The organism is Pseudomonas sp. GW821-FHT01E05 (assembly GCF_059422425.1).
Genome location: NZ_JBWKWW010000001.1, coordinates 239,164 through 262,035, shown reverse-complemented (window position 1 = coordinate 262,035; position 22,872 = coordinate 239,164). Strand labels below are relative to the sequence as shown.

23 protein-coding genes are annotated in these 22,872 nt (G+C 58.3%); 4 read left to right on the top strand and 19 right to left on the bottom strand.

Translation table 11 applies throughout. The features are described 5' to 3' along the window. Positions 1 to 14: 14 nt before the first annotated feature. From icmH to AC07W5_RS01205, 17 genes are all read right to left on the bottom strand, one after another. Positions 15 to 881, bottom strand: coding sequence for a type IVB secretion system protein IcmH/DotU (gene icmH, locus AC07W5_RS01285; protein WP_495022654.1), 867 nt, complete (start codon positions 879 to 881; stop codon positions 15 to 17). Between the two features lie 5 nt (positions 882 to 886). Beyond that, positions 887 to 2,218 (bottom strand): type VI secretion system baseplate subunit TssK, encoded by a 1,332-nt coding sequence (gene tssK, locus AC07W5_RS01280; protein ID WP_494990920.1) that lies wholly within the window; start codon positions 2,216 to 2,218, stop codon positions 887 to 889. A gap of 2 nt (positions 2,219 to 2,220) precedes the next feature. Then, a complete protein-coding gene (gene tssJ, locus AC07W5_RS01275; RefSeq protein ID WP_495022653.1) occupies positions 2,221 to 2,721 on the bottom strand; it encodes a type VI secretion system lipoprotein TssJ in 501 nt (166 codons plus the stop codon). Between the two features lie 5 nt (positions 2,722 to 2,726). Beyond that, entirely contained in the window at positions 2,727 to 3,926 is a 1,200-nt protein-coding gene (gene tagH / locus AC07W5_RS01270; RefSeq protein WP_494990922.1) for a type VI secretion system-associated FHA domain protein TagH, read from the bottom strand. Between the two features lie 19 nt (positions 3,927 to 3,945). Further along, positions 3,946 to 4,086, bottom strand: a complete 141-nt coding sequence (locus AC07W5_RS01265) for a type VI secretion protein (RefSeq protein WP_494990923.1) — start codon at positions 4,084 to 4,086, stop codon at positions 3,946 to 3,948. A gap of 93 nt (positions 4,087 to 4,179) precedes the next feature. Further along, positions 4,180 to 5,697, bottom strand: a complete 1,518-nt coding sequence (locus AC07W5_RS01260) for a sigma-54 interaction domain-containing protein (protein ID WP_495010450.1) — start codon at positions 5,695 to 5,697, stop codon at positions 4,180 to 4,182. 10 nt (positions 5,698 to 5,707) lie between these two features. Continuing rightward, positions 5,708 to 8,311 carry a type VI secretion system ATPase TssH gene (gene tssH, locus AC07W5_RS01255; protein ID WP_495022652.1) on the bottom strand — a complete coding sequence of 868 codons (2,604 nt, stop codon included), beginning with the start codon at positions 8,309 to 8,311 and terminating at the stop codon, positions 5,708 to 5,710. 6 nt (positions 8,312 to 8,317) lie between these two features. After that, the gene (gene tssG, locus AC07W5_RS01250; RefSeq protein WP_495022651.1) at positions 8,318 to 9,325 is read right to left on the bottom strand and encodes a type VI secretion system baseplate subunit TssG; all 1,008 of its coding nucleotides are present in this window, start codon (positions 9,323 to 9,325) and stop codon (positions 8,318 to 8,320) included. Further along, positions 9,289 to 11,076, bottom strand: a complete 1,788-nt coding sequence (gene tssF / locus AC07W5_RS01245; protein WP_495010453.1) for a type VI secretion system baseplate subunit TssF — start codon at positions 11,074 to 11,076, stop codon at positions 9,289 to 9,291. Before tssF ends, tssG begins: the two co-directional genes overlap by 37 nt. 137 nt (positions 11,077 to 11,213) lie before the next feature. Beyond that, complete coding sequence (tssE, locus tag AC07W5_RS01240) at positions 11,214 to 11,621, bottom strand: type VI secretion system baseplate subunit TssE (RefSeq protein WP_495022650.1); 408 nt, start codon at positions 11,619 to 11,621, stop codon at positions 11,214 to 11,216. A 14-nt stretch (positions 11,622 to 11,635) separates the two neighbouring features. Continuing rightward, on the bottom strand, positions 11,636 to 13,111 hold the full coding sequence (gene tssC, locus AC07W5_RS01235) for a type VI secretion system contractile sheath large subunit (RefSeq protein WP_495010454.1): 1,476 nt from the start codon (positions 13,109 to 13,111) through the stop codon (positions 11,636 to 11,638). Between the two features lie 28 nt (positions 13,112 to 13,139). Next, positions 13,140 to 13,646 carry a type VI secretion system contractile sheath small subunit gene (gene tssB / locus AC07W5_RS01230; RefSeq protein WP_494990930.1) on the bottom strand — a complete coding sequence of 169 codons (507 nt, stop codon included), beginning with the start codon at positions 13,644 to 13,646 and terminating at the stop codon, positions 13,140 to 13,142. 32 nt (positions 13,647 to 13,678) lie between these two features. Continuing rightward, positions 13,679 to 15,235, bottom strand: coding sequence for a type VI secretion system protein TssA (gene tssA, locus AC07W5_RS01225; RefSeq protein ID WP_494990931.1), 1,557 nt, complete (start codon positions 15,233 to 15,235; stop codon positions 13,679 to 13,681). A gap of 371 nt (positions 15,236 to 15,606) precedes the next feature. Then, a complete protein-coding gene (locus tag AC07W5_RS01220) occupies positions 15,607 to 15,804 on the bottom strand; it encodes a hypothetical protein (protein WP_494990932.1) in 198 nt (65 codons plus the stop codon). A gap of 41 nt (positions 15,805 to 15,845) precedes the next feature. Next, positions 15,846 to 16,121 (bottom strand): HU family DNA-binding protein, encoded by a 276-nt coding sequence (locus AC07W5_RS01215; RefSeq protein WP_154860881.1) that lies wholly within the window; start codon positions 16,119 to 16,121, stop codon positions 15,846 to 15,848. 188 nt (positions 16,122 to 16,309) lie between these two features. Then, positions 16,310 to 17,458, bottom strand: coding sequence for an NAD(P)/FAD-dependent oxidoreductase (locus AC07W5_RS01210; RefSeq protein ID WP_495022649.1), 1,149 nt, complete (start codon positions 17,456 to 17,458; stop codon positions 16,310 to 16,312). A 35-nt stretch (positions 17,459 to 17,493) separates the two neighbouring features. Further along, complete coding sequence (locus AC07W5_RS01205; protein WP_494990934.1) at positions 17,494 to 17,664, bottom strand: rubredoxin; 171 nt, start codon at positions 17,662 to 17,664, stop codon at positions 17,494 to 17,496. Between the two features lie 194 nt (positions 17,665 to 17,858). On the opposite strand from AC07W5_RS01205, the gene AC07W5_RS01200 reads away from it, so the two are divergent. Next, a complete protein-coding gene (locus AC07W5_RS01200; protein WP_495010458.1) occupies positions 17,859 to 18,422 on the top strand; it encodes a chorismate--pyruvate lyase family protein in 564 nt (187 codons plus the stop codon). After that, on the top strand, positions 18,422 to 19,312 hold the full coding sequence (ubiA, locus tag AC07W5_RS01195) for a 4-hydroxybenzoate octaprenyltransferase (RefSeq protein ID WP_495022648.1): 891 nt from the start codon (positions 18,422 to 18,424) through the stop codon (positions 19,310 to 19,312). The genes AC07W5_RS01200 and ubiA overlap by 1 nt, the downstream gene beginning before the upstream one ends. Positions 19,313 to 19,403: 91 nt before the next feature. On the opposite strand, the gene AC07W5_RS01190 is transcribed toward ubiA, so the two are convergent. Both AC07W5_RS01190 and AC07W5_RS01185 read right to left on the bottom strand, forming a co-directional pair. Continuing rightward, entirely contained in the window at positions 19,404 to 19,781 is a 378-nt protein-coding gene (locus tag AC07W5_RS01190; RefSeq protein ID WP_495010459.1) for a COG4315 family predicted lipoprotein, read from the bottom strand. Positions 19,782 to 20,208: 427 nt separating this feature from the next. Next, complete coding sequence (locus AC07W5_RS01185) at positions 20,209 to 20,592, bottom strand: COG4315 family predicted lipoprotein (RefSeq protein WP_494990938.1); 384 nt, start codon at positions 20,590 to 20,592, stop codon at positions 20,209 to 20,211. A 151-nt stretch (positions 20,593 to 20,743) separates the two neighbouring features. Between AC07W5_RS01185 and phoB the strand changes: the two genes are divergently transcribed. Further along, positions 20,744 to 21,433 carry a phosphate regulon transcriptional regulator PhoB gene (gene phoB, locus AC07W5_RS01180; protein ID WP_003176964.1) on the top strand — a complete coding sequence of 230 codons (690 nt, stop codon included), beginning with the start codon at positions 20,744 to 20,746 and terminating at the stop codon, positions 21,431 to 21,433. 80 nt (positions 21,434 to 21,513) lie between these two features. Next, a complete protein-coding gene (gene phoR, locus AC07W5_RS01175; protein ID WP_494990939.1) occupies positions 21,514 to 22,800 on the top strand; it encodes a phosphate regulon sensor histidine kinase PhoR in 1,287 nt (428 codons plus the stop codon). Positions 22,801 to 22,872 lie beyond the last annotated feature (72 nt).

Genomic DNA, 22,872 nt, shown 5'->3' with positions numbered 1-22,872 from the left:
CACGCTTCCCTGTATTAACGAGGTTGAACCACGGCCGAATCAAGCTGCAGATAGGGTTGCAGAACGGTCTCACGCTGCTCGCCGAGGACCCAGGAGAAACCCGAATACATCATTGCCAGGCAACCCACCGTGAACAGCACCACCATCCACCACGGCACGATGCGCACCAGCCTGCGGCGCTGATCGCTGATACCTTCCCAATGGGGTGACAGCTCACGGGAAACGTCACCGCGCAGCTGGCGAATCTGTCGATACAAGGCGTCGCGAACACCCTCGAGCTCCAGCACTCCGCGGGTCATCACCCGGTATTTGCCTTCGAAGCCCAGCGACAGACACAGGTACATCAGTTCAAGTATCGGCAAATGCTTGACCGGGCTCTTCGACAGCCGATCGAGCATTTGGAAGAATTTTTCACCACCGAAGGTTTCGTTGTGGAAGCTACTGAGCAGGCTCATCTGCGCCCACTCGCTTTCGTTGCCCCAGGATGTCGTGACCACCGCTTCATCGGCCACAGTGCAGAGGACGTAACGGGCGGCCATTACCTGGCTACTCTCAGCACCGCTGTGCAGCGCCAGAACCTCAAACTGTTTCAGACTGTTGGTCAGTCGCTCATGAAGTCTTCGCATGTCTTCGCCAGACTTGCTGTGCTTGAGCCGCACTACTTCCGACAGCAGCTCGGAAGCCGCCGCGACCAACGAGTTGAGGCTGACGTTGAACACCTCCGCCGGGCGAAGACGCGCGGCATAAATCATCCGCTCTTCCAGCTGTTCGATACGCGGCGGCACAGCAAAGTCGGTGAGAGGGCTTAAAGCAGGGTCGTGACCTTGACGATCGAGAAGGACTGTCTTGTCGTCGAGCTGGTGATCGTTTTCCTTGATCATATCGTTCAGTTCCTGATGGCCCAGAATTTCAATTCAAGTTCGGCAAATTCACCAGACACGTGAAAGGCGAAGCCACCGGAGCCTCCCAGTTGCACTAAGTCTTCGGAATTGAGTTCGAGGATGAAATAGGTTTTGTTCGAGTGAAACGGAATCTGTCGCGGAGCCACGGGCAAGGGTTTGACCTTGATGCCTGGCAGGTGCAGGTTAACCAGTTGGCGAATGCGCTCTACCGGGCCTACTTTGAGGTGCGCCGGTAAACGATGGCGCAACTCGTCACCATCGCAGTTGGCACTGGCCGCCAGCACGAACGACGCCGAACCCAGCAGTTTGTGGTCGTGCAGCGGCGACACCAGAATCCCGTATTGACGGGCTTGCAGCGCCAGTTCGGTGGCGTGCTGTTCAAGCACCATCGACAGCACCTGACGGATCGCCTCCATTAGTTTGCGGAAGCTCGCGCCCTGGTCGCTATGAAGGTAACGACTGTCCAGATTCGGGCGTTTGCTGTCGCTGGCGAACGTCGCTAGATCACCCAGCATCGACAGCAGCGTGCGATACAACTCCTCCGGATGTACGTGTTCCAGGCTCAAGTAGTGACGCAGCACGAGTTCGGTCCGGTTGATCAATTGCAGCATCATGAAGTCGCCGACTTCCGCACCGCCGACCTTACCGTTGGCGCGAATCCGCTCAGCAATGGCGTCGCCCCGGTGGCCAAGCATGCTGATGACTTCTTTGAGACACGACAGCAGGTAACCGCAAGCATGGGCGTGAATGAAAGTCGGAACGAAGTCCGGGTCGAGACTGATCACGCCGTCTGGTGTAGTGTTGAGGACTTCGCAGACTTTCAGCTTCACGTAGGCCTGATCACTCTGCTGCTCGCCGAGTAGCAGGCGAAAATCCGGACGTGCACAGCTGACCTGGCAGCTGAAGTCATCACCCGCGTTGGAGTCGGCCACTTGTGCCTCATAGGCGGTATAGCGCGCCAGCACGTCGGACTGCTCCGGGCGACGGGATTCGATGTGGTTGCCGGTCACCAGTGGCAAGGCTAGATAGATCGGCGTATTGCCTGTATTCGGCGGTACATCCAGAGCTAGTGGCTCGGTGTTGCCACCCAACTCGAACAGGCTTCCGTCGGGCAAGACTCCACAGGCGTGGCTGATCACCAGTTTGCCCATGTTGAGGAACTGCAGGTCGATCTCAAGCCCGAGAAAACCCCAAATGTAACTACCCAGTAATTGGGTACGGGTTTTCATCTGGTTATCGTAGTAACGATCGTTGTGCTGGAAATGCTGTGGGCGCAACAGCATGCCTTCCTGCCAAATGACTTTATGCACACTCATAATTAGTCATCCGCCTTGGCGAACGTTTTATTGTTGTTGTGGATACCGGCCTGATCGAGAGTCAACTCGGCCTCCGTCAGTTTCACCGGGGTGACCTGAACCACATAGCGCCACTTGGTTTCAGGCAGGTCACGGTAAGCCGCCAACACCCCAACGTAACGGCTACCACTCTCGAGGCTGAGCTTGAGCTCGACACTTTCCCCGGGGCGCAACTCAAGCTCTTCGCTGGCTCCCAGATCCGGCGCCAAGGATTCCCTGGCGCGTTCGTAGAGACTGAAAAAGTCGGCGTTCTCAAAAGCCACCGGATGCTTGAGCTCCATCAGTCGTACCACGATCGGCGAAGGTCGGCCGTTAAGGTCCGGGTTGACCTGGTCGCTGGCGGTCAGCTTCAGGTCCAGCTTGGTCATGCTGGAATACGGCGAAAGCGACGAGCAACCGGCCAGTAGCACCAGAGCGACGAGCGTAGTCAGTGTTTTGAGTAAAACGGTCGAGAAGCGAGACATTCGCATCATCCTTGGTGTTCAGTGTGGAGGGTGGAGATCAGGCGGATCTGTTCTTCGTAGGCTTGAGCGAAATCCCGAGCCAACAGGCGCTCGCACCAGTCATGGTCCTGACACAACGCCTGGTGGTAACGACCATAGGCTCTCCAGCGGTTGCCCGAAGTGGCGAGTAGCGGCTGGTGGCCGTCGCGCTCGAAACGCAGGGTCAGCTGTTGCGGCGAGAAGTGTTCGAGGGCGCCGCGTATCGCCGCACGACTGGCGGCAAGCAAAGCCACCTGATGCGCCTGCAGGTCGCGGAAGGCCCGGGCGATGGCTTGCTCGGCCGGAAACTGGCCCGGCTTGTTGGGCTGCAGCAGAACGCCCAGCGCTTCGCTGGCATCCGCGGCAAATTTCAGCGGGTTTTTGCTGGTGCCCTGAGCGGTGGTCAACGCCAGACGCAGTTCATTCTTCAGCTCGCTACGGGTGTGCAGACTCTGCTGCAAACCACCAATGCTTTGCTTGAGCAAACACGCAGCATTAATCGCCAGGGCTTCGCGGCGCTCGTGGTCAAGAGAGTCAAGATCGACCCCCAGCGCGGCGCCAAAATGTTGCCAGAAACCTTCGCTCTGCAGTTCCACCGTCTTAGATGCTGACGCAGGCGCTGCCTCTTCCGGCGCCGAGACCAGCTCGGGCACGATCAAGCTTTCCATGTCGATGCGCGCATAATCGGCGCACTGTTTCGACTCTTGGCGCGGCGCATTGAGCTCGGTGAACTCATCGAGCTCCAAGTACACCTGCTCCTGCTGGTCGAGCGCACTCACCGGGTCGAGGTCGAGGAAGGCATCGTCAGGAATGGTGCTCCCCGCAGACTGCGGGCAGCCGACTTCAGCCTCGTAGAACTCTGGAGTGCGGACCAGCCGCGCGCGGATTTCGAAATCCCCCAGCATGTAGACGCTGCCATGCTCGATACGTCGGGCTTCGTCCTTGCGCAGGCGCTCACCGGTTTCACGGGTCTGAATACCGTTGCTGCTGGTATCGGTCAGGAAGAAAGCTCCGTCGCGATAGCTGATCAACGCGTGATGGTTGGACAAGTGACGTTTGCGGTCTGGAATGATCCAGTCGCAATCCTCTCCACGCCCTATCACGCCGCCGGCCTGCGTGAAGGTTTTGCTACTCGCCTGCGTGGGCACAAACTGCTGGGTGTTCAGCATTTCAAAAACCAGTTCCATATGATCATGCTCCTTGCGCTCACTGACCGCGATTGACCGTCTGCGGATCACCCAATGGGCGATAGGTGTTGTCGTTGAATTTGTAGTTGCCGTTACAGCCGCCGAGGCTGCTTAGAACGACGAGGATCAGCAGGACGGTTTGCCAGTGGCGAACAGACATCAGGTGGCTCCATGGAAAGACAATGCTGACAGCGTCGACCTGGTTGGCGACTCTGCGAAGAGCGAAAAATCGGGTTGAAATCAGCACGCGTTGCTAACCCTCAAAATTGCCAAGGTTTAGATTCAGGCGTCCGAGGCGATACAGCAGAGTGCGGCGCGGCAAGCCCAGTTCACGGGCCGCCAGGGTCTGGTTACCTCCGTTCTTGCGCAGGCAATCGAGCAACAGACTGCGCTCGACCTGTACCAGACGTTCACGCAGATTCAGGCTGAATGCTTGCGGCACAACGTCGGTGCGCAACGAAAAGTGCTCGGCCAGCAATTCCCCGTCCTCGCAGAGCAACACCGCACGCTCCACCAACCCTTTGAGCTCGCGCACGTTGCCTGGAAAGTCATAAGCGCACAGGCGATCCAGCGCTGCGTCGGACCAGCGCACCAGGTCACGCTGCAGAAAAGCGCAGGCCTTGTCGGCGAAATGCCTGGCCAGATCGGGGATGTCACCCTCGCGCTGACGCAATGCCGGCAATTCGATGGGAAACTGCGCCAGGCGGTAATACAGGTCCTCTCGAAACTTACCCTCGCCCACCAACACCGACAGATCACGGTGGGTCGCAGCGAGAATGCGCACGTCGGACTTATGGGTGTCGTTGGAGCCCAGCGGACGAATCTCGCCTTCCTGCAACACTCGCAACAACTTGGCTTGCAGAGACATCGGCATGTCGCCGATTTCATCCAGCAGCAAGGTGCCGCCATTAGCCGCATCGAACAGCCCGGCGCGGTCACGATCGGCGCCGGTAAAGGCTCCTTTGCGGTAACCGAACAATTCACTTTCCAACAGGTTTTCCGGAAACGCCGCGCAGTTCTGCACAATGAACGCCCGGGAGCGCCGCGGTCCACAATCGTGAATGGCGCGAGCAACCACTTCTTTGCCAGTCCCGGTCTCGCCACGTAGCAATACGGTGTAGGGGTTGTGCAAAACCTTGCTGATCAGCTGTAAAGTCTGGTGCATGGCAGGGCTCCTGCCGATCAACCCGTAACCACTGGCATTCGTGATAACGTTGGGTGTCGACGAAACATAGCCCGCTGGTCGACGCAAACCTTGCAGCAGGTGCAACTGCGCCAGAACGAACGAGCCCAATTGCCCAAGTGAATCAGCAAAACCTTGTAAGTCGACATGCTCGCAGCTGACACAGAGCAACAGCCCTTGAACAGCCTTCTGCTGGTTGACCAAGGGCACGCACAACAGCGACTGCCACGGTACGTCCTGCACCGGCAAGAAACTGGTTTCGTGGAGGCTTGCGTTCAAGTTGCTGAAGCTCACTACCCGGTTCTGGCACAACGCGAACTGCAGCAACTGCTCGCCGTTGTAATCGACCGGCAGGCTCGCGGCCTCCCGTAGCTTCAGAGTGCCCTGCAAGCACTCGGCGTTCAGCCACAGGTGAGTGTGAGTCACATCGAGCAAGTACAACTGACTCAACTCACAGGCACTGAGTTCGGCCGCTGCCCGCACAAAGTCACCCAGCAACGTAGCGCAGTCGGACACACGGGAAAGGCTGGTAAATTGCGCCACCAAAGCTTCGGCATAGACCAGCGGCTGCCCTACTCGAGTAAACATCACACCCACCTCAGGAGAACTCGCAGGTCACGCCGGCGCTGGCGTCGAACGTTGCATGTACGCGCTTAAGGCTTTCACCATTGGCCATGGCGTCAAGGAGCCGGTCAGCCACCAACGGCAACAGGTGCAGATCCAGCATGTGATCGATCAACCGCGCGCCGCAGTCGCTTTGGGTGCAGCGCTCAACCAGATGCTCGACAAGCGCCTGGCAGTGACTGAAGCTCAATTGGCGCCGTTGCAAACGATCACCCAAACGTCGCAGTTTGATTTCGATCAGCTCACGCAGGATCGGGCCACTGACCGGGTAGTAAGGGACCACCCGCATACGTGCCAGCAACGCTGGTTTGAAATGCTTGCTGAGGAAAGGGCGGATGGCTTCTTCGAGGGTTTCGGCCGTCGGCCGCGTACCGTTCTCGCAGAGCTCGCTGATGCGTTCGCTGGCAAGGTTCGAGGTCATCAGTATCAACGTGTTGCGAAAGTCGATCTCACGCCCTTCGCCGTCGTTGGCCACACCTTTGTCGAAGATCTGATAGAACAGGTTCAGTACATCTGGGTCGGCCTTCTCGACTTCGTCGAGCAGTACCACCGAGTACGGCTTCTGTCGCACCGCTTCAGTGAGCATCCCGCCTTCGCCATAGCCGACGTAGCCCGGCGGCGCTCCGATCAGCCGTGAGACGGTATGCTTCTCCTGGAACTCGGACATGTTGAGGGTGGTGATGAAACGGTCACCGCCATACAGCAGGTCTGCCAACGCCAGCGCGGTTTCGGTCTTGCCGACTCCACTAGGACCGACCAGCAGGAATACGCCCGCCGGTGCATCCGGTTTGTTCAAGCCAGCAGCGTTGGCGCGCATCGAACGGTCCAGCGCGTGGACCGCTTGCTCCTGACCACGAATACGCGTGCGCAAGTCCTTAGCGAAGCTTGCGACCTTCGCATTGTGCTCACGGGCCAATTGCGCCAGCGGCACACCGGTCCAGGCGCAGATCACTTCCGCCACCAGATGCGGGCAAACCTCGAAACGCACCAGACGCTCACTTGTCTGGGCGGCGCTCAGGGTACGGTGGGTTTCGTTGAGTGCGGCTTCCAGGGCTTCGACGCTTTGCGTCTGATCGACTGCAGTCTTGAGGGTTTCGACCTCTCGGGCCTTGACCAATTGCTGACGCAGTTCCAGCAGACGCTCAGCCAACTTGCGCTGTTTGCCCCAGCGTTTTTCCAACGCTTGCTGCTCGACTTCGGCATCGGCCAAGCGAGCTTCCAGAGCGTCCAGCTCTTGCTGATCGATCGGCAAACCGGCCTCGGCATCGCGGCGCAGGGCCTGACGCTGACGACCGCCTTCAGCCAGTTCTCCGCGCATGCATTCCAGACTTTCCGGCGCGGCAGCCAGGCTGATCCGCACCCGGGCGCACGCGGTGTCGAGGACATCAACGGCCTTATCCGGCAGTTGCCGGCCAGCGAGGTAACGGGCTGACAATTCAGCGGCGGCAACCACCGCATCATCGCGCAAGTAGATGCCATGGCTCTTCTCATAGACCTGGGCCAAGCCACGAAGAATAGTCACGGCTTCGCAGACGGTGGGCTCGTGCAATTGCACCGGCTGAAAGCGCCGAGCCAAAGCCGGATCTTTCTCAAAGTACTTCTTGTACTCTGCCCACGTCGTCGCGGCGATGGTACGCAACTCACCACGAGCAAGCGCTGGTTTCAGCAGGTTAGCCGCATCCAAACCACCGGCTTGGCCGCCAGCACCAATCAATGTGTGGGCTTCATCAATAAACAGAATGATCGGTTTTGGCGACGCTTTGACTTCTTCGATCACGCCTTTGAGGCGCCGTTCGAACTCACCTTTGATGCTGGCTCCGGCTTGCAACAGGCCCATGTCCAGCGACAGTAGCTCGACGCCCTTGAGCACCTGCGGAACTTCATCGGCAGCGATCCGCGAAGCCAGGCCTTCGACGATTGCGGTTTTACCGACGCCGGCTTCACCGACCACGATCGGGTTGTTTTTGCGGCGGCGTGCGAGGATGTCGATCATCTGGCGGATCGAGCCGTTGCGACACAACACCGGATCAAGCTTGCCGTCACGGGCTTGCTTGGTCAGGTTGTGAGTAAAACGTTGCAAGAGCGATTCGCCCGCAATGGTGGGTTTGCCAGCCGGATCGGCCTTGTCGGACAGGGCAAAATCCTTCAGACGTTCAATATTGAGCCTGGCCAGTAATGGCTGATAACGGCTACCGGCATAACGCATCGGGTTGCGCAGCAGCGAGAGAATCAGCGCCGCTTGCTCGACCTGGCTTTGACCCAACTCGAGGTTGGCCACTACCAGCGCATCTTGTAACCACTGCACCAGTTCAGGAGCAAACACCGGGTTACGCGAAGCACTGTGTTCGAGTCGCGGTTGCAGGGCCCCGATCAGCTCGCCAGCATTCACATCAGCATCTTGCAGGGCCCGAGCCAGCAAACCTTGCGGACGCTCCAACAATCCCAGCAACAGGTCTTCAACGAGGATTTTGCTGCCGCCGCGAACCACACAGCGTTCGGCAGAACCTTCCAGGTCTCGACGGGTTTCGGCGTCCAGCACCTGGATAAGTTGTTGCAGGTCTACATTGATCATGGTCATCCGTCCTTAATGAGTTTTACTGCCCAGGATCACCACGCCGTCTGCGTGTTCACCGCCCAGCCAACTGGTCCACCCGAGGCGACAGGTGTTCTGCTCCCCGATACGCAACTCGCGGATTTCCTCCTGACGCAGGACCAGGCGAATGTCGTAGTCCAAGGGGTCACGCAGGGTGAATCGCACCAATGCGCACAGCGGCTGGTAGCCGAAACCAATCGGCAGGAATTCGTGGAAACGTTGCCAGTCGAGCTGACGGATATGAATGCGGAACTTGCCACTGCGATCGCGCACACACTCGCCGAGCACCAGATCTTCGCCGAGCCTGCTGTTGGTGCGCCCCAAGCGATTGCGCTGCTCCTCCAGGATTTCCACACGGCGCTCGATGCACTGCTCGATGACAAGCTCCGCATGCTTGAAGTAGTAGCGCAGTACCGCCTCAATCAGCGCTGCCGAGTGGGCGCGTAAACTGAGTAAGCCGAGGTACGGCAGCAGACGCTTCCAGTTCAGCTCCCTGGCTGTGCGGATGTCTTCACCACCCAGACCGATCAGCGCGAATAGCTGCTCGGAAAACGGGTCGATTGCACCGCTCCGAAAACTCGCTCGATAGCGGTACTTACGCCAGATCGGTAGCATCAGCCGTTGCAGACGGTGGTGAAACAAATCAAGGAAAGTGCGCGTCGGGTTGTCGTCCTGGTTGTTGCCCAAGGCCTGTTCACCGTAGAACGCCGGTAGCGGCGAACCGGAACCAACCAGGCCAATCAGGTTGAAACACAGCCGCGCGCGCAGTTCACCGTGCTCCTCGAAAAACTCCACGCTATCAACATCGCTGCCGGGGAACCCCAGGCTCGGGTTAGCCTGGAATTCCAGTTGGTCGTAGAGCTCCTCGTCACTCAAGTGCGGGTGGGCCACGCGCAGCCGGTCAACCACCAGCAGCACGGCCTGAAACAGCGAGTACTCGCGTATTACCCGGGTCAGCTCGCTTAAAGCAGGGGCTGCAGGCCCATACGTGGCGCCCATTGGTACACCTCTCCCTCTGTGCTTTTTACCCGCAGTTCGTGGTACGAATTGAGACTGGCGTAGAGAGCGAAAAACTCGTTAAGAATCGAAGCGAAAACGAACAGATCGCCTTCGCCGATGTACCCTTGCGGGTCGATAGTCAGCTCTGTGCGCAATCCGCGCAGCGGCAACCCACGGTGCAATCTGTCAACGTGTTGATGACGGATCGATTTGAGACCGTCCAGCAAGCGTTTGCTGACCTTTTCTGCATGCCGGTCGTAGTAGCGTGGCAGGTCGTAGGTCTCGAGGATCACCTTGAGCGCGTCGACGTTGGCCAGCGATAGGTAGTTGAGTGACATGTTGCTGATCAACTTCCAGAGGAAGTCGCGATTCAACGGCGGCGCGAAGCTCGACGTGGCAGGAGTGATGTCGCGGAAACTGAGGAACTGCGGTGTCTCTTCGCAGGCCTGGCAGATGTCGCCGAGCTTTAGTCGGCGCGGCAGGTTCTGGTTGGTGCAGGTCAGCTCGATGGACAAGGTTTCCTGGGCATCGGTGCGGCGAATACCGAAACTGAGGTAGGTGTCGAGACCGTCATGCAACAACGAGGAACGTTGACGAATGCTGTAGTGCGCACGGCTCTGCAGCACATCAAAGCTTGGGTCGTGCTCGAAGGATTCGAACGGTACGTACTCCTGAGATCCTGTACCGCCCGGACGCCAGCCAGTAACACTTTCGATCGAGAATACCCCGCAGTATCCAAGGTCATACTCGGCCGGCAGCAACAGGTATTCGTCCTGCTTGCCATCGAGGCGGATCGGCAAGGCATCGTGCTTGAACAGATTGACGATAGGCGTGCAGTACAGCTTTACGTTGTCCAGGGTCGGACGCAGTCGCTGAATGCCGCTCTTGCGAATATCAAAGCGAAGCTCCAGGCCGCGTATCTGCTTAAGGGTATTTTCGGGCAGGGATTTGAGCAGATTGAGGCCGTTCAAATCGACGAACAGAAACTTGTCCTGAAAGGCGAAATATTCCTGCAAATAGCGATATCCGCGGAAGGTATTTAACGGATACGGAATCAAGGCTTCCTCTTCGGCAAAGCCGACCGGCTGCACCCGATCGCTCGGCAGGCTGAACAACATTGGCGCGCCGCTGACGCCATTAATCGGCTTGTTGGCCGCATCCAGAGGGATCAACTGGATACCTTCAAGGTTGCGCAGCAGGCTCAGATAAAGCATCTGGCTGATATAGCGCTCGCCGGCTAGATGCAGCCGCAGGCGACTCAGGTTCAGTTCACCGATATGCCCATCGCAACTCATCTCCAGCTGCAAGCTCAACAGCGAACCATCGCCCTTCACCGAGTACTTCAGAGTGGTCAAATCCAGCGGTAACACTTCCGTCGGATAGCAGGTGCGAAAGCGGCAGCGCACGTCATCGATCGGCACGCTCTCCACTGGCGTATCGCGCTCGACCAGCAATGCCGGCCCGGAACGCTTCAGCGCATCGAATTGCAAAATACTGAACGCCGGCAGCGGCCGCATGTAGTTCGGCCACAGCAGGTGCATCAGCGAATGACTCAGCTCCGGCAATTCGTCATCGAGCTTCTGGCGCAAGCGACCGGTCAGAAACGCAAACCCCTCAAGCAACCGCTCCACATCCGGATCACGCCCGGCCTGCCCCAAAAACGGTGCCAATGCCGGACTACGCTCAGCGAAACGGCGACCCAACTGGCGAAGCGCGGTGAGTTCGCTTTGGTAGTAGTGGTTAAAAGACACAGGGGTCACCTTTGCATGCTGTTTTTGCGTGGCTGGGTGCTGTAAATCGCAATCGGCCCGGTGCCATGACCAGGGCGCGGGGAAGCGACTGGGTCGGTGACTCGTGCAGCGGTGTTTTTCCGGACATAGGAGTCTCCTTAGCTCACCCTGACTTGACCGCAGCCATCCAGCCGCGCGGTGAAACTGACCTGACGCTTTAAACCATCAACCTCCAGCTGGCCTTCGATACTGAACGACAGCTGAAGTTGATCGTTATTGCGCGGCAGGGGTACGACATGCGCATTGAACAAGCGCGGCTCATAAGCTTCGATGAAGCGTTCGATGGCCAGGCGGGCCTGGCTCAGGGAGTCGTGCAGGCTCAGGCGCATGTCGTTGAGATCGGGTAGTCCGTAATCGGCCAGAGTCTGTACGCTACCCGCACGGGTGCTGAGCATTTTCGCCAAATGGGCAGCCACCGAGGCCATGGCGCAAGCCTCGCGGCTCCAGCCGACCCGTTTGTCGGTTTCACCACCAAGGCGTTCGAAAAGGCTGCCATATCCGGCCATAGCTCAGCTCCTGGTTACTCTTTGTCCAGTTTGCCAACCAGCGACAGAGTGAAATCAGCTCCCATGTATTTGAAGTGCGGGCGCACGTTCAGGCTGACGCGGTACCAGCCAGGCTCGCCGTCAACATCACTGACGATGATCTGGGCAGCACGTAGCGGGCGACGGCCACGGACTTCGGCGCTCGGGTTTTCCTGGTCGGCCACGTACTGACGGATCCACTTGTTGAGCTCCAGCTCAAGGTCCGTACGTTCTTTCCACGAACCGAGTTGCTCGCGCTGCAACACTTTCAAGTAGTGAGCCAGGCGGTTGACAATCATCATGTACGGCAGTTGGGTGCTGAGCTTGTAGTTCAGCTCGGCCGTCTTGCCTTCGGCGCTGATACCGAAGCTCTTGGTCTTTTGCACTGAGTTGGCAGAGAAAAACGCGGCGTTGTCGCTGCCTTTACGCATGGTCAGGGAGATGAAGCCTTCCTCCGCCAGCTCATATTCACGACGGTCGGAGACCAGCACTTCAGTCGGAATCTTGGTTTCGATCTCGCCCATGCTTTCGAAGTGGTGCAACGGCAGGTCTTCAACCGCGCCACCGCTCTGCGGGCCAATGATGTTCGGGCACCAGCGAAATTTGGCGAAGCTGTCGGTCAGTTTGGTACCGAACGCATAGGCGGTATTGCCCCATAGGTAATGCTCGTGACTGTTGGCAACCGATTCCTTGTAGACGAAGGATTTCACCGGATTTTCTTCCGGATCGTACGGGTTGCGTAGCAGGAAACGCGGCACGGTAAGGCCGACGTAACGCGAGTCTTCGGACTGACGGAAGCTCTGCCATTTGGCGAATTGCGGGCCATCGAAATGATCTTTCAGATCCTTGAGGTCCGGCAGCCCGGCGAAGCTTTCCAGGCCGAAGAATTTCGGACCGGCCGCGGTGATGAACGGCGCATGGGACATGCAGGCAACATTTGCGACGTACTGCATCAATTTGACGTCTGGCGAGCTCGGTGACATGAAGTAGTTGGCGATGATCGCGGCCACCGGCTCACCACCGAACTGGCCGTATTCAGCGGTGTAAACGTGTTTATAGAGGCCTGCCTGCATCACTTCCGGGGAATCTTCGAAGTCGTCCAGCAAGTCGTCCTTGGAGACATTGAGAATTTCGATCTTGATGTTTTCGCGGAAATTGGTGCGCTCGACCAGCAACTGCAGGCCACGCCACGCGGATTCCAGCGACTGGAACACTTCGTGGTGAAGGATCTCGTCCATCTGGCGGCTGAGCTTGGCATCGATCTCGGCAATCATGCGGTCAACCATGGCCTTTTTGACCGGTTCACCTCTGTTCTGTGGCTTGAGCAGCTCTTCGATGAAGGCTGACACTCCACGCTTGGCGATGTTGTAGGCATCGTCGTTCCTGGTCAGTCTGGTCTCGGCAATGATGCTGTCGAGAATGCTGTGTTCTACGCTCTCATGGTTTTTTTGCTGTGCGACACGTGTGCTCATAATGTTGGCTTCCTTGGCTGATGGGGACTCAAGCGTCTTGGATTACGGCAGCTTGCAGACCTAGTTCACCCAATACGCGACCGCGCGATGCGTCATCGGCAAGTACGCCTTCGATGGCTTTGCGAAATGCCGGTGCATTGCCCAGCGGGCCTTTGAGGGCCATCAGCGCGTCACGCAGTTCCATCAGCTTTTTCAGCTCAGGCACTTGCTCAACCAGACTGGCCGGGTTGAAGTCCTTCATCGAATTAATCCGCAGCTTGATTGCCAGTTCTTCGGTGTCGCTGTCTTCCTGAAGGCGGTTTGGCACACTCAACGTCAAACTCAGCGCCTGCTTGGACAGCACATCGTCGAAGGTCATTTTGTCGATACTGATCGGCTTCCGATCCTCAACCTTGCGTTCGTCCGCACGGTGGGTGTAGTCACCGATTGCCAGCAGCTTCAACGGCAGTTCAATCTCTTCCTGAGCTCCGCCGGTGGCGGGTTTGAAGGTGACGTTGATGCGTTCCTTAGGGGCTACCGATCCTTCTTTGGCCATGGCTTTTCTCCTTGCGGTTGTGGCCCGGGGGCCTATTCGAGTACCACTTCAAGGTCGAGGTGGCACAGCCTGCGATAAATCTCTTCCTTGCGTTCTCGCACTGCGTGGTTCTGCGGTAACAACTCACAACAGCTATGCAGGAGATGCAGCACTTCAAGCGCAAGATCAGGTTCCCAGGCCTGCACACCTGAGTTCTGTAATTCTTGATCTAGGGATTCCAGTTGGGTCTTGGCCAGCTCGTATTTCTTGGCCATGAAACACAACCGGGCCAAACTGAACTGCCAGAAAAACCTTACGCGGCCGCCATGGGCGCGTTGCAGTCCTTGCTTGAGAATCTGTACCGCGGCCTTGAGGCCGTCCTTGTGCAGAATCGGCATGACCTCTTCCAGCGCCTCTTCCCAGGCGAGTTGGCCGGTGTTGGTTTCGACCTTGCGCGGCGCACTGGTGGTTTGCAGATGGGGCATGACGTTGGCGCTGATCCAGCTGCGGGTAGCCGGGTCGGCGAAGGGCGCGCCGTCGTGAAAACGCAGCTCGACAACTCCCGGCAACCGCTGCAGCAACAGCGAGAGTTGAATTTCCACCTCACGCATGGCGAAGTCGGCGTTCAATCCTTGCAAACACTCCCAAGCCATGCGCTGGCCGTCGAACCAGAACGGCGCTCGGGCCAAACTGGCTTCGAGCTCCACTAGCAGGTCGGCGTACTGTCCTTGCGCGTAGCCTTCCTGGTAGGTTTTCAACTTGTCCGCGGGCAACCCGCGCAAGGCGGTGATCTGCTCGGCATTGCGCTCGGGGACGCTGTCGATAGGCAGCCAAAGCAGCGTGCGGCTGAGGCGCAGAGCACGCAGGTCGGTGGCCTTCTGACGCAACCACCAGGCACACAATGGACGAGCACTTTCCTGCTGCGCGCGCAGGGCTTTATGGGCTTCTTTTTCGTTATCGATGGGAGAACCGGGGGTAAACAGCTGGGTCGCGGCCTGCTTGACTTGGGCCACCGCCGCACCGACCGCGCCGGGTTCTGGTTGATTATCGGCGGCGCGCTGGACCATGGTCGCCAGTCGTCGGCAAATCGGCAGCAACAACGGTGCGCCATCGCCCAGGTGTTGCGTCAGCGCAACGTCCAGCCCCTCCAGGTACTCGACCAAGCGACGAAATAGCGGAAGCTGCTCCTTAATTGGCACGTTTTCGCTCAGTATTTGCTCAAGACGCGGTACCAGCCAACCGATGGCGGCAGCCCGGGTACGCAGCTTGATCGGGTAAATCTGCTCCCAATGCTGGTCGCACAAGTGGTGCAGCAGACCGAAGCCGGCTAACAGGCCCTGAAAGGACTCACGTTGATACAACGCCCAGGTCAGCCATGCGGCGATCCGCAGATCCTTGGATTGAGTTCGTAACAGAGCTTCGCTGTTTTCGAGAATTTTCAGCCAGTCAATTTGCCCGCTTCCATGCATGGATTGCGCTTTGCCCAGCTCACTCTCCAACGCCTCATATTCGTTTGAAAAACGAATGTCCTCGCCCGCCAGGCTTTTTTTGGAAACAGAGCACTTGGCAAGTTCAAGGTAATGGGCGGACAGTTTGCTTGAGTAGGACATCCATGGCCTTCATCAGGATTACAATTAATACAAATTTCGAAATTGCCGAGAAAGGGACAATATCGAAGATCAATTTGAGTCTTTTGCTCTTTCAGCAGGCAAATATCGCATTCACAACGATGACAGTTGACGAGCAACGCATTTAACAAGCAGAAATACCTTATTACTTGTAGAAAACACCCTGCATCAAGCAACAAGCTCTTTTAACATCCAACCACTCAGGTATCGCCCCACCCCACCACCAATCCAATGTCGCAGCAACTTCTTGTAGAATTGATCACGAGGTAAGTAGTTGCGCAGAGTAAAGAGGACAAACACTCAGGTATGTAGGATTTATCCTAGAAATAAACACTTTGTGCGCACAAGATATTTCACGGAGCCCCATGAGAAAAACCCTGAAACAAAGGCACTTCATATATGATCGGCCAATAGTCGAATACGTAACCAACCAAATCAGATAACGATGCGCAGGCATTTTCAATACCTGCACACTCAACCGCCATACCCGTAATATCCAGCAAACCTTTCACCCATAAAAAATGGGCACCCAACCTGATTGGCGTGCCCATCTTAAATACCGCTCTCCCGCTACTTTGGGAGTACGCATCCGTTATGGATTGACGCTGTCTTTCAGCGATTTGCCTGGTTTGAAGGCAACGGTGTTGCTTGCCTTGATTTTCACAGGCTCACCGGTTTGCGGGTTTTTACCGGTGCGGGCGCCACGGTGGCGTTGCAGGAAGGTGCCGAAGCCCACCAGGGTGACGCTGTCTTTACGGTGCAGAGCGCCTGTGATTTCTTCAAGAACGGCGTTGAGCACGCGACTGGCTTGTTCTTTGGTGAGATCAGCTTTTTCAGCAATGGCGGCTGCGAGATCTGGTTTACGCATAGTGAAGCCTCTTTGACGGTTTTTTGTTGTTATGTCCGTGCTGTTCTTCCGGAACAGCGCCCAAGGCGCCGCAGGCTCTACTCTGCGGCAGACAGCAGTGAGAATGGCATGCGGGCAAGGGCGGCGCCAGCCTGCGCGCGACCTTTGTAGTGGCAAAAGTGTGTTGAATCCGACAGAACGACCGGTATTTATGCCAGCAGCGCTGGAAGCTCCCGGTTTAGAGCGAGTTTTTCCATCACGGCGCTGCCGGTCAGTGCATAGCCCAGCAGTTTGCCGCTGGCGTCACGGCACAGCGCCTTGATATTGACGCCCTCACCTTCAACCGTCCAGGCACCTTCCGAGCCCCGCGGCGGCGGCGAGACGACCAACGGGCAGACCGGTGTTTTCACGGTAATCGGCATGGGGCCATAGCTGACCACGGTCGGGTTGCCGGCCAGGGTCTGGGCCAGCGCACGGGCGCAACTCATCAGCGGCATGACGTACAGCAGGTTCAGCCCGTCGACTTCGGCGCAGTCGCCCAGGGCGTAGATATTGGCGTGGGACGTTTTGAGATGACGGTCGACCACGATGCCGCGATTGACGGCCAGGCCAGCGGCCGCCGCCAGATCGATGCGCGGGCGCAGGCCAATGGCTGAAACAACGACATCGCAGGGGATGACCTCACCGTCGCTGAGGTGAGCCTCAAGCCCGCCTGCCGTGCGCTGCAAGCGGTTGAGCACCGGCCCAAGGTGGAAACGCGCCCCCAGGCTTTCCAGCCCGGCTTGTACCGCGGCAGCGGCGGCTGGATGCAGCAAAGTCGGCATCACTTGCTCGCACGGCGCCACCAGTTGCACCTCGTAGCCACCGAGGATCAGGTCGTTGGCGAACTCACAGCCGATCAGGCCGGCGCCGAGCAGCAATACCCGGCGCTTGCCGGCCGCCGCGGCGCGAAAGCGTGCGTAATCTTCGAGGTCGTTGATCGGGAAAATCGCCTCAGGGGCATCGCCTTCCACGGGCACCCGCACGGTTTCCGCGCCCCAGGCCAGGATCAGGTCGCGATAGACCAGCGCCTCTTCGCCGATCCACAGGCGCTTGTGGCCCGGATCAATGCCGCTGATGCGGGTATGGGTGCGTATCTCGGCCTTGAGTTGCTCGGCCATGGCACCGGGTTCGGCCATGCTCAGGCCGTCGGCGTCCTTGTTTTTGCCAAAGCCGGTGGAGAGCATCGGCTTGGAGTAGGAGCGACCATCATCTGCGGTAATCAGCAGCAGCGGAGTTTCGCCATCGAGTTTGCGAAACTCCCGGGCCAGGTTGTAGCCAGCCAGCCCGGTGCCGACGATCACGACAGGTGCGTTCATCCCTTTCTCCTCTTCAATTCATAAAAAAGCCGCGATCAAGCAGCGATTTCGATCATCTCGAAATCCATTTTGCCGACGCCACAGTCCGGGCACAGCCAGTCTTGCGGTACATCTTCCCAGCGAGTGCCAGGCAAAATACCGTCATCCGGCCAGCCGTCAGCCTCGTTGTAGATCAGGCCGCAGACCACACATTGCCACTTCTTCATTACTTGTTTCCTCAGATTCCAGGCTTTTTCTGGCACGCACAGTCTAATGCCTCGCCGTGCGGCTCAGGGCGTTTTGTACTGATCGGGATCAATAGATGCAAGCACGTTCGACGCGCGGGCCGGACCCGATCAGGCTCAATCGCTTATCAACATGGTAAGCTCGCCGCCTCATTTGCTGCCAATAATGACTCACTGTGCCGCACTCTACGCCCCTCACCCCTGCCCCTGTCTGGCTGCCCCAAAGCCATCTGACGCCCCTCCCCGACGCGCAAACCCTCGACTGGTTGTTCGATGAAGGCTCGCTGACCCGCCGCCTGACCCGGCTGTCGGATAACGGCTTCAGTGTCACGCCACTGTTCGAGGGCTGGCAAACGCTGCGCGCCGACGAATGCACCGCGCTGAACCTCCCCCCGGAGAGTCAGGGCTGGATCCGCGAGGTGTATTTGCGCGGTCATGGCCAGCCGTGGGTCTTTGCCCGCAGCGTGGCGGCGCGCAGTGCCTTGCAGGGTGGCGGGCTGAATATGGATGAACTGGGCAGCCGTTCGCTGGGCGAGCTGTTGTTCTGCGATCAGGCGTTCCAGCGCCGCGCCATCGAGGTCTGCCATTACCCACTCCAGTGGCTGCCCGTCGAGTCCCGGGCTCCCGGGCTTTGGGGGCGTCGTTCACGTTTTGATCGGGGTGCATTGAGCGTGCTGGTCGCGGAAATATTCCTCCCGACCCTTTGGCTCGCCGCGAGCGCCCATCCGGAGAACTGCTGATGTACCTGAGCCTGCTCAAATCGCTGAATCGCCTGAACCCGCGCGCCTGGGACTTCATTCAGCTGACCCGCATGGACAAGCCGATAGGCATTTACCTGTTGCTGTGGCCGACCCTCTGGGCACTGTGGATTGCCGGCAAGGGCTCGCCATCGCTGAGCAACATCGTGATCTTCGTTCTTGGTGTGGTGCTGACCCGCGCTGGCGGTTGCGTCATCAATGACTGGGCCGACCGCAAAGTCGATGGCCATGTGAAGCGCACCGAGCAGCGTCCGCTAGTCAGCGGCAAGATCAGCTCCAAAGAGGCACTGCTGTTCTTTGCGGTGCTGATGAGCGTGAGCTTTTTGCTGGTGCTGTGCACCAATTCGACGACTATCTGGTTGTCATTCGGCGGGCTGGCGCTGGCGGCCAGTTACCCCTTCATGAAGCGCTACACCTATTACCCGCAAGTGGTGTTGGGCGCGGCGTTTTCCTGGGGAATGCCGATGGCGTTCACCGCCGAAACCGGCAACCTGCCGGCCGCCGCCTGGCTGCTGTATATCGCCAACCTGCTGTGGACCGTGGGTTACGACACTTATTACGCCATGACCGACCGTGACGACGACCTGAAGATCGGCGTGAAATCCACGGCGATCCTGTTTGGCGATGCGGATCGGGCGATCATCCTCACCCTGCAAGGGCTCGCGCTGGGTTGCTTGCTGCTGGCAGGCGCACGCTTCGAGCTGGGCGGCTGGTTCCACCTCGGGCTTGCGGCGGCGGCGGCGTGTTTTGCCTGGGAGTTCTGGTACACCCGAGACAAGGACCGACTGAAATGTTTCCAGGCCTTCCTGCATAACCATTGGGCGGGGTTGGCGATATTTGTCGGGATCGTGGCGGATTACGGGTTACGTTGAATGTGAGTCCTGACAGGCGTCAGGGCTGACGCCTTCGCTGGCAGCCTCGCTCCTACGGGTAAGAGCAAGGCTTGCAGGTGGCGCAGATCAACTACTTCTGGGTCATGTGCCAGACACCACCTTTGCCGTCACCCATTGCGTCTCCCGGTTTCGCGTCCATTTTATAGGTGTACATCGGCTTGCCGTCATGAGCCCATTGCATCATGCCGTCGTCACGCTTGATGATCGTCCACTTGCCTTCGGCCTTGGCACCCGCCGGGGCCATCATCGGCGGCCAATTCTTGGCACAATCAGCGTTACACATCGACTTGCCGCCTGTGTCCTTGTCGAATGTGTACAAGGTCATGCCCTTTTGATCGACCATCATGCCGTTTTTCATCATCCCCGGTTCTGCGGCAAGTGCCAGCCCCGGCAGGACTAGTGCAGCAGTCACCAACAGGGCTTTCCAGGAAACAGTGCAGTGAGACATAGAAACCTTCCTTTTGTAGTTGTCAGGAGTCGGACTTAGAGCTTAGTTCAGGATTGCGCTAATCGCCGTAGCACTAAAATACCGCCACACGACTGCAATAATTCCGTTATCTGGTGCGGCGCAAGACAGTTAAATGACAAGAGGATTCAGCATGGTTGGCAGGAGCATTCTGATTGTTGACGACGAAGCGCAGCGGCCCTGAAGCCTGCGATCGCATTTTGTCAGCACACTGCATCTATAGATTTTGCGACTACTGCGCCCGAGCACGGACCGGCCGGCGGGAGCTCTCGCCACATGGAAAGAGCTCGACCAGAGAATTTGCGGTGTTTGGGCTGACGCTTCGCGGGCAACAGCCTCGCTCCCACAAGAACTGTGTTATTCCTGCAGGAGCGGGCTTGCAGGGGATCGACCTCAGGACTAACCCGAACTATTCAGGTTTGGCAACGTGCCAGGCGCCGTCCATTTTCCCTTCACCCGTCATGTCACCAGCCTTCTTGTCCATGACGAAGGTGTACAGCGGCTTGCCGTAGTAGGCCCATTGCATCTTGCCGTCAGCGCGTTTGATCACCGTCCAGTCGCCCTTGGACTTGTCGGCACTGGTGGCCATCAGCGGCGGCCAGTTGGCGGCGCATGCGTCATTGCACATGGACTTGTCAGCAGTGTCTTTGGCAAAGGTGTACAAGGTCATGCCCTTTTGGTCGACAAGCATTCCGCCCTTTGTCATCGCCGGATCGGCAGCAAAAGCCAGCCCCGGCAGGACTAGTGCAGCAATCACCAACAAGGCTTTCCAGGAAACAGTGCTGTGAGACATAGAAACCTTCCTTTTGTGGTTGTCAGGTGTGGGACTTAGAGCTTAGTTCAGGAACGCGCCGATCGCTCTGGCACTAAAATACTGTCACACGACTGCAATAATTCCGTTATCTAATGCGGCGCAAGACAGTTAAATGACAAGAGGATTCAGCATGGTTGGCAGGAGCATTCTGATTGTTGACGACGAAGCGCCTATTCGCGAGATGATCGCCGTTGCGTTGGAAATGGCCGGCTACGACTGCCTGGAAGCGGAAAACTCCCAGCAGGCCCATGCCATCATTGTCGACCGCAAGCCCGACCTGATTCTGCTCGACTGGATGCTCCCCGGCACGTCAGGCATCGAGTTGGCCCGGCGCCTCAAGCGCGATGAGCTGACCGGGGATATCCCGATCATCATGCTCACCGCCAAGGGCGAAGAGGACAACAAGATCCAGGGCCTGGAAGTCGGCGCCGACGACTACATCACCAAACCCTTTTCCCCTCGTGAGCTGGTCGCCCGTCTGAAGGCCGTACTGCGCCGCGCCGGCCCGACCGATGGCGAAGCGCCGATCGAAGTCGGTGGCCTGCTGCTCGACCCGATCAGCCATCGCGTGACCATCGACGGCAAACCCGCCGAGATGGGTCCCACCGAATACCGCTTGCTGCAGTTCTTCATGACTCACCAGGAGCGTGCCTATACCCGCGGGCAACTGCTCGATCAGGTCTGGGGCGGCAATGTGTATGTCGAGGAGCGCACTGTTGACGTGCATATCCGTCGTCTGCGCAAAGCCCTCGGCGATGCCTATGAGAATCTGGTACAAACCGTACGTGGCACCGGCTATCGCTTTTCCACCAAAGGCTGAGCCGCACTTACCCGCCGGACAAGCTGACAAGGACGCATGTTTAATTGAACCAAAACTGGCATGGCACCCTGATACGCCACATGCTGCTTCTGATCACCGGCTGTTTGCTGATCGGTTTGATCAGCGGTTATTACGGCTGGAGCCTGGCCATTGGCCTGGGGGCCTATCTGGGCTGGACGCTCAAGCAGCTGTTGCGTTTGCACGAATGGCTGCGCCTGCACAAACCCGACGACGCCCCGCCCGACGGCTATGGCCTGTGGGGCGAAGTGTTCGACAGCATCTATCACCTGCAACGCCGCGACCAGCGGGTGCGCGGGCGGCTGCAAGCGGTGATCGACCGGGTTCAGGAATCCACGGCCGCGCTGAAAGACGCGGTGATCATGCTCGACAGCGACGGCAACCTGGAATGGTGGAACCGCGCCGCAGAAACCCTGCTCGGCCTTAAAACCCCGCAGGACAGTGGCCAACCGGTGACCAACCTGGTACGCCACCCGCGCTTCAAGGAATATTTCGAGCAGGAAAACTACGCCGAACCGCTGGAAATCCCCTCGCCGACCAATGATCGCCTGCGTATCCAGCTGTACATCACCCGCTACGGCAACAACGAGCACTTGATGCTGGTGCGCGATGTCACCCGCATTCATCAACTCGAACAGATGCGCAAAGACTTCATCGCCAACGTGTCCCATGAGCTGCGTACGCCGCTGACGGTGATTTGCGGTTACCTGGAAACCTTGCTCGACAACATCGAAGAAGTGAACCCGCGCTGGACCCGCGCCCTGCAGCAAATGCAGCAGCAAGGTGGACGCATGCAGACCCTGCTCAATGACTTGTTGCTGCTGGCCAAGCTGGAAGCCACCGACTACCCGTCGGATAATCAGCCAGTGTCGGTGGACAACCTGCTGCTATCGATCAAGAACGATGCTCTGGCATTGTCCGGGCAACGCAATCAACGCATCACGCTGGAAGCCGATTCTTCGATTTTGCTCAAGGGCAGCGAAGCCGAGCTGCGCAGTGCGTTCTCCAATCTGGTGTTCAACGCGGTGAAATACACCCCGGCCGAAGGCAACATCCGCATTCGTTGGTGGGGCGACGAACAAGGCGCACACCTCAGCGTGCAGGACTCCGGCATCGGCATCGACAGCAAACACCTGCCGCGCCTGACCGAACGCTTCTACCGCGTCGACTCCAGCCGCAACTCCAATACCGGTGGCACCGGGCTGGGGCTGGCCATCGTCAAACACGTGTTGCTGCGCCACCGCGCGCGGCTGGAGATCAGCAGCGTGCTGGGCCATGGCAGCACCTTCACCTGCCATTTCGTACCCGCCCAAGTCACGAAATCCAGGGCCGGCAGCCTGACCGACTAGCTCCACAATGACTGACCACTAGGCAATCACCCTGTCAGCCGCTACATTGGCTGACTTGGGCCTGCCTTTCAG

Excerpts from the sequence above, each read along its gene's own strand:
- icmH (WP_495022654.1), bottom strand. The coding sequence starts at position 881 with ATGATCAAGGAAAACGATCACCAGCTCGACGACAAGACAGTCCTTCTC.
- AC07W5_RS01220 (WP_494990932.1), bottom strand. The coding sequence starts at position 15,804 with ATGGGCACGCCAATCAGGTTGGGTGCCCATTTTTTATGGGTGAAAGGT.
- AC07W5_RS01190 (WP_495010459.1), bottom strand. The coding sequence starts at position 19,781 with ATGTCTCACTGCACTGTTTCCTGGAAAGCCCTGTTGGTGACTGCTGCA.
- tssG (WP_495022651.1), bottom strand. The coding sequence starts at position 9,325 with ATGGGCGCCACGTATGGGCCTGCAGCCCCTGCTTTAAGCGAGCTGACC.
- AC07W5_RS01185 (WP_494990938.1), bottom strand. The coding sequence starts at position 20,592 with ATGTCTCACAGCACTGTTTCCTGGAAAGCCTTGTTGGTGATTGCTGCA.
- phoR (WP_494990939.1), top strand. The coding sequence starts at position 21,514 with ATGCTGCTTCTGATCACCGGCTGTTTGCTGATCGGTTTGATCAGCGGT.
- phoB (WP_003176964.1), top strand. The coding sequence starts at position 20,744 with ATGGTTGGCAGGAGCATTCTGATTGTTGACGACGAAGCGCCTATTCGC.
- tagH (WP_494990922.1), bottom strand. The coding sequence starts at position 3,926 with ATGGAACTGGTTTTTGAAATGCTGAACACCCAGCAGTTTGTGCCCACG.
- tssE (WP_495022650.1), bottom strand. The coding sequence starts at position 11,621 with ATGGCCGGATATGGCAGCCTTTTCGAACGCCTTGGTGGTGAAACCGAC.
- AC07W5_RS01205 (WP_494990934.1), bottom strand. The coding sequence starts at position 17,664 with ATGAAGAAGTGGCAATGTGTGGTCTGCGGCCTGATCTACAACGAGGCT.
- ubiA (WP_495022648.1), top strand. The coding sequence starts at position 18,422 with ATGTACCTGAGCCTGCTCAAATCGCTGAATCGCCTGAACCCGCGCGCC.
- AC07W5_RS01265 (WP_494990923.1), bottom strand. The coding sequence starts at position 4,086 with ATGTCTGTTCGCCACTGGCAAACCGTCCTGCTGATCCTCGTCGTTCTA.
- tssJ (WP_495022653.1), bottom strand. The coding sequence starts at position 2,721 with ATGTCTCGCTTCTCGACCGTTTTACTCAAAACACTGACTACGCTCGTC.
- tssC (WP_495010454.1), bottom strand. The coding sequence starts at position 13,111 with ATGAGCACACGTGTCGCACAGCAAAAAAACCATGAGAGCGTAGAACAC.
- tssH (WP_495022652.1), bottom strand. The coding sequence starts at position 8,311 with ATGACCATGATCAATGTAGACCTGCAACAACTTATCCAGGTGCTGGAC.
- tssA (WP_494990931.1), bottom strand. The coding sequence starts at position 15,235 with ATGTCCTACTCAAGCAAACTGTCCGCCCATTACCTTGAACTTGCCAAG.
- AC07W5_RS01215 (WP_154860881.1), bottom strand. The coding sequence starts at position 16,121 with ATGCGTAAACCAGATCTCGCAGCCGCCATTGCTGAAAAAGCTGATCTC.
- tssK (WP_494990920.1), bottom strand. The coding sequence starts at position 2,218 with ATGAGTGTGCATAAAGTCATTTGGCAGGAAGGCATGCTGTTGCGCCCA.
- AC07W5_RS01210 (WP_495022649.1), bottom strand. The coding sequence starts at position 17,458 with ATGAACGCACCTGTCGTGATCGTCGGCACCGGGCTGGCTGGCTACAAC.
- AC07W5_RS01260 (WP_495010450.1), bottom strand. The coding sequence starts at position 5,697 with ATGTTTACTCGAGTAGGGCAGCCGCTGGTCTATGCCGAAGCTTTGGTG.
- tssB (WP_494990930.1), bottom strand. The coding sequence starts at position 13,646 with ATGGCCAAAGAAGGATCGGTAGCCCCTAAGGAACGCATCAACGTCACC.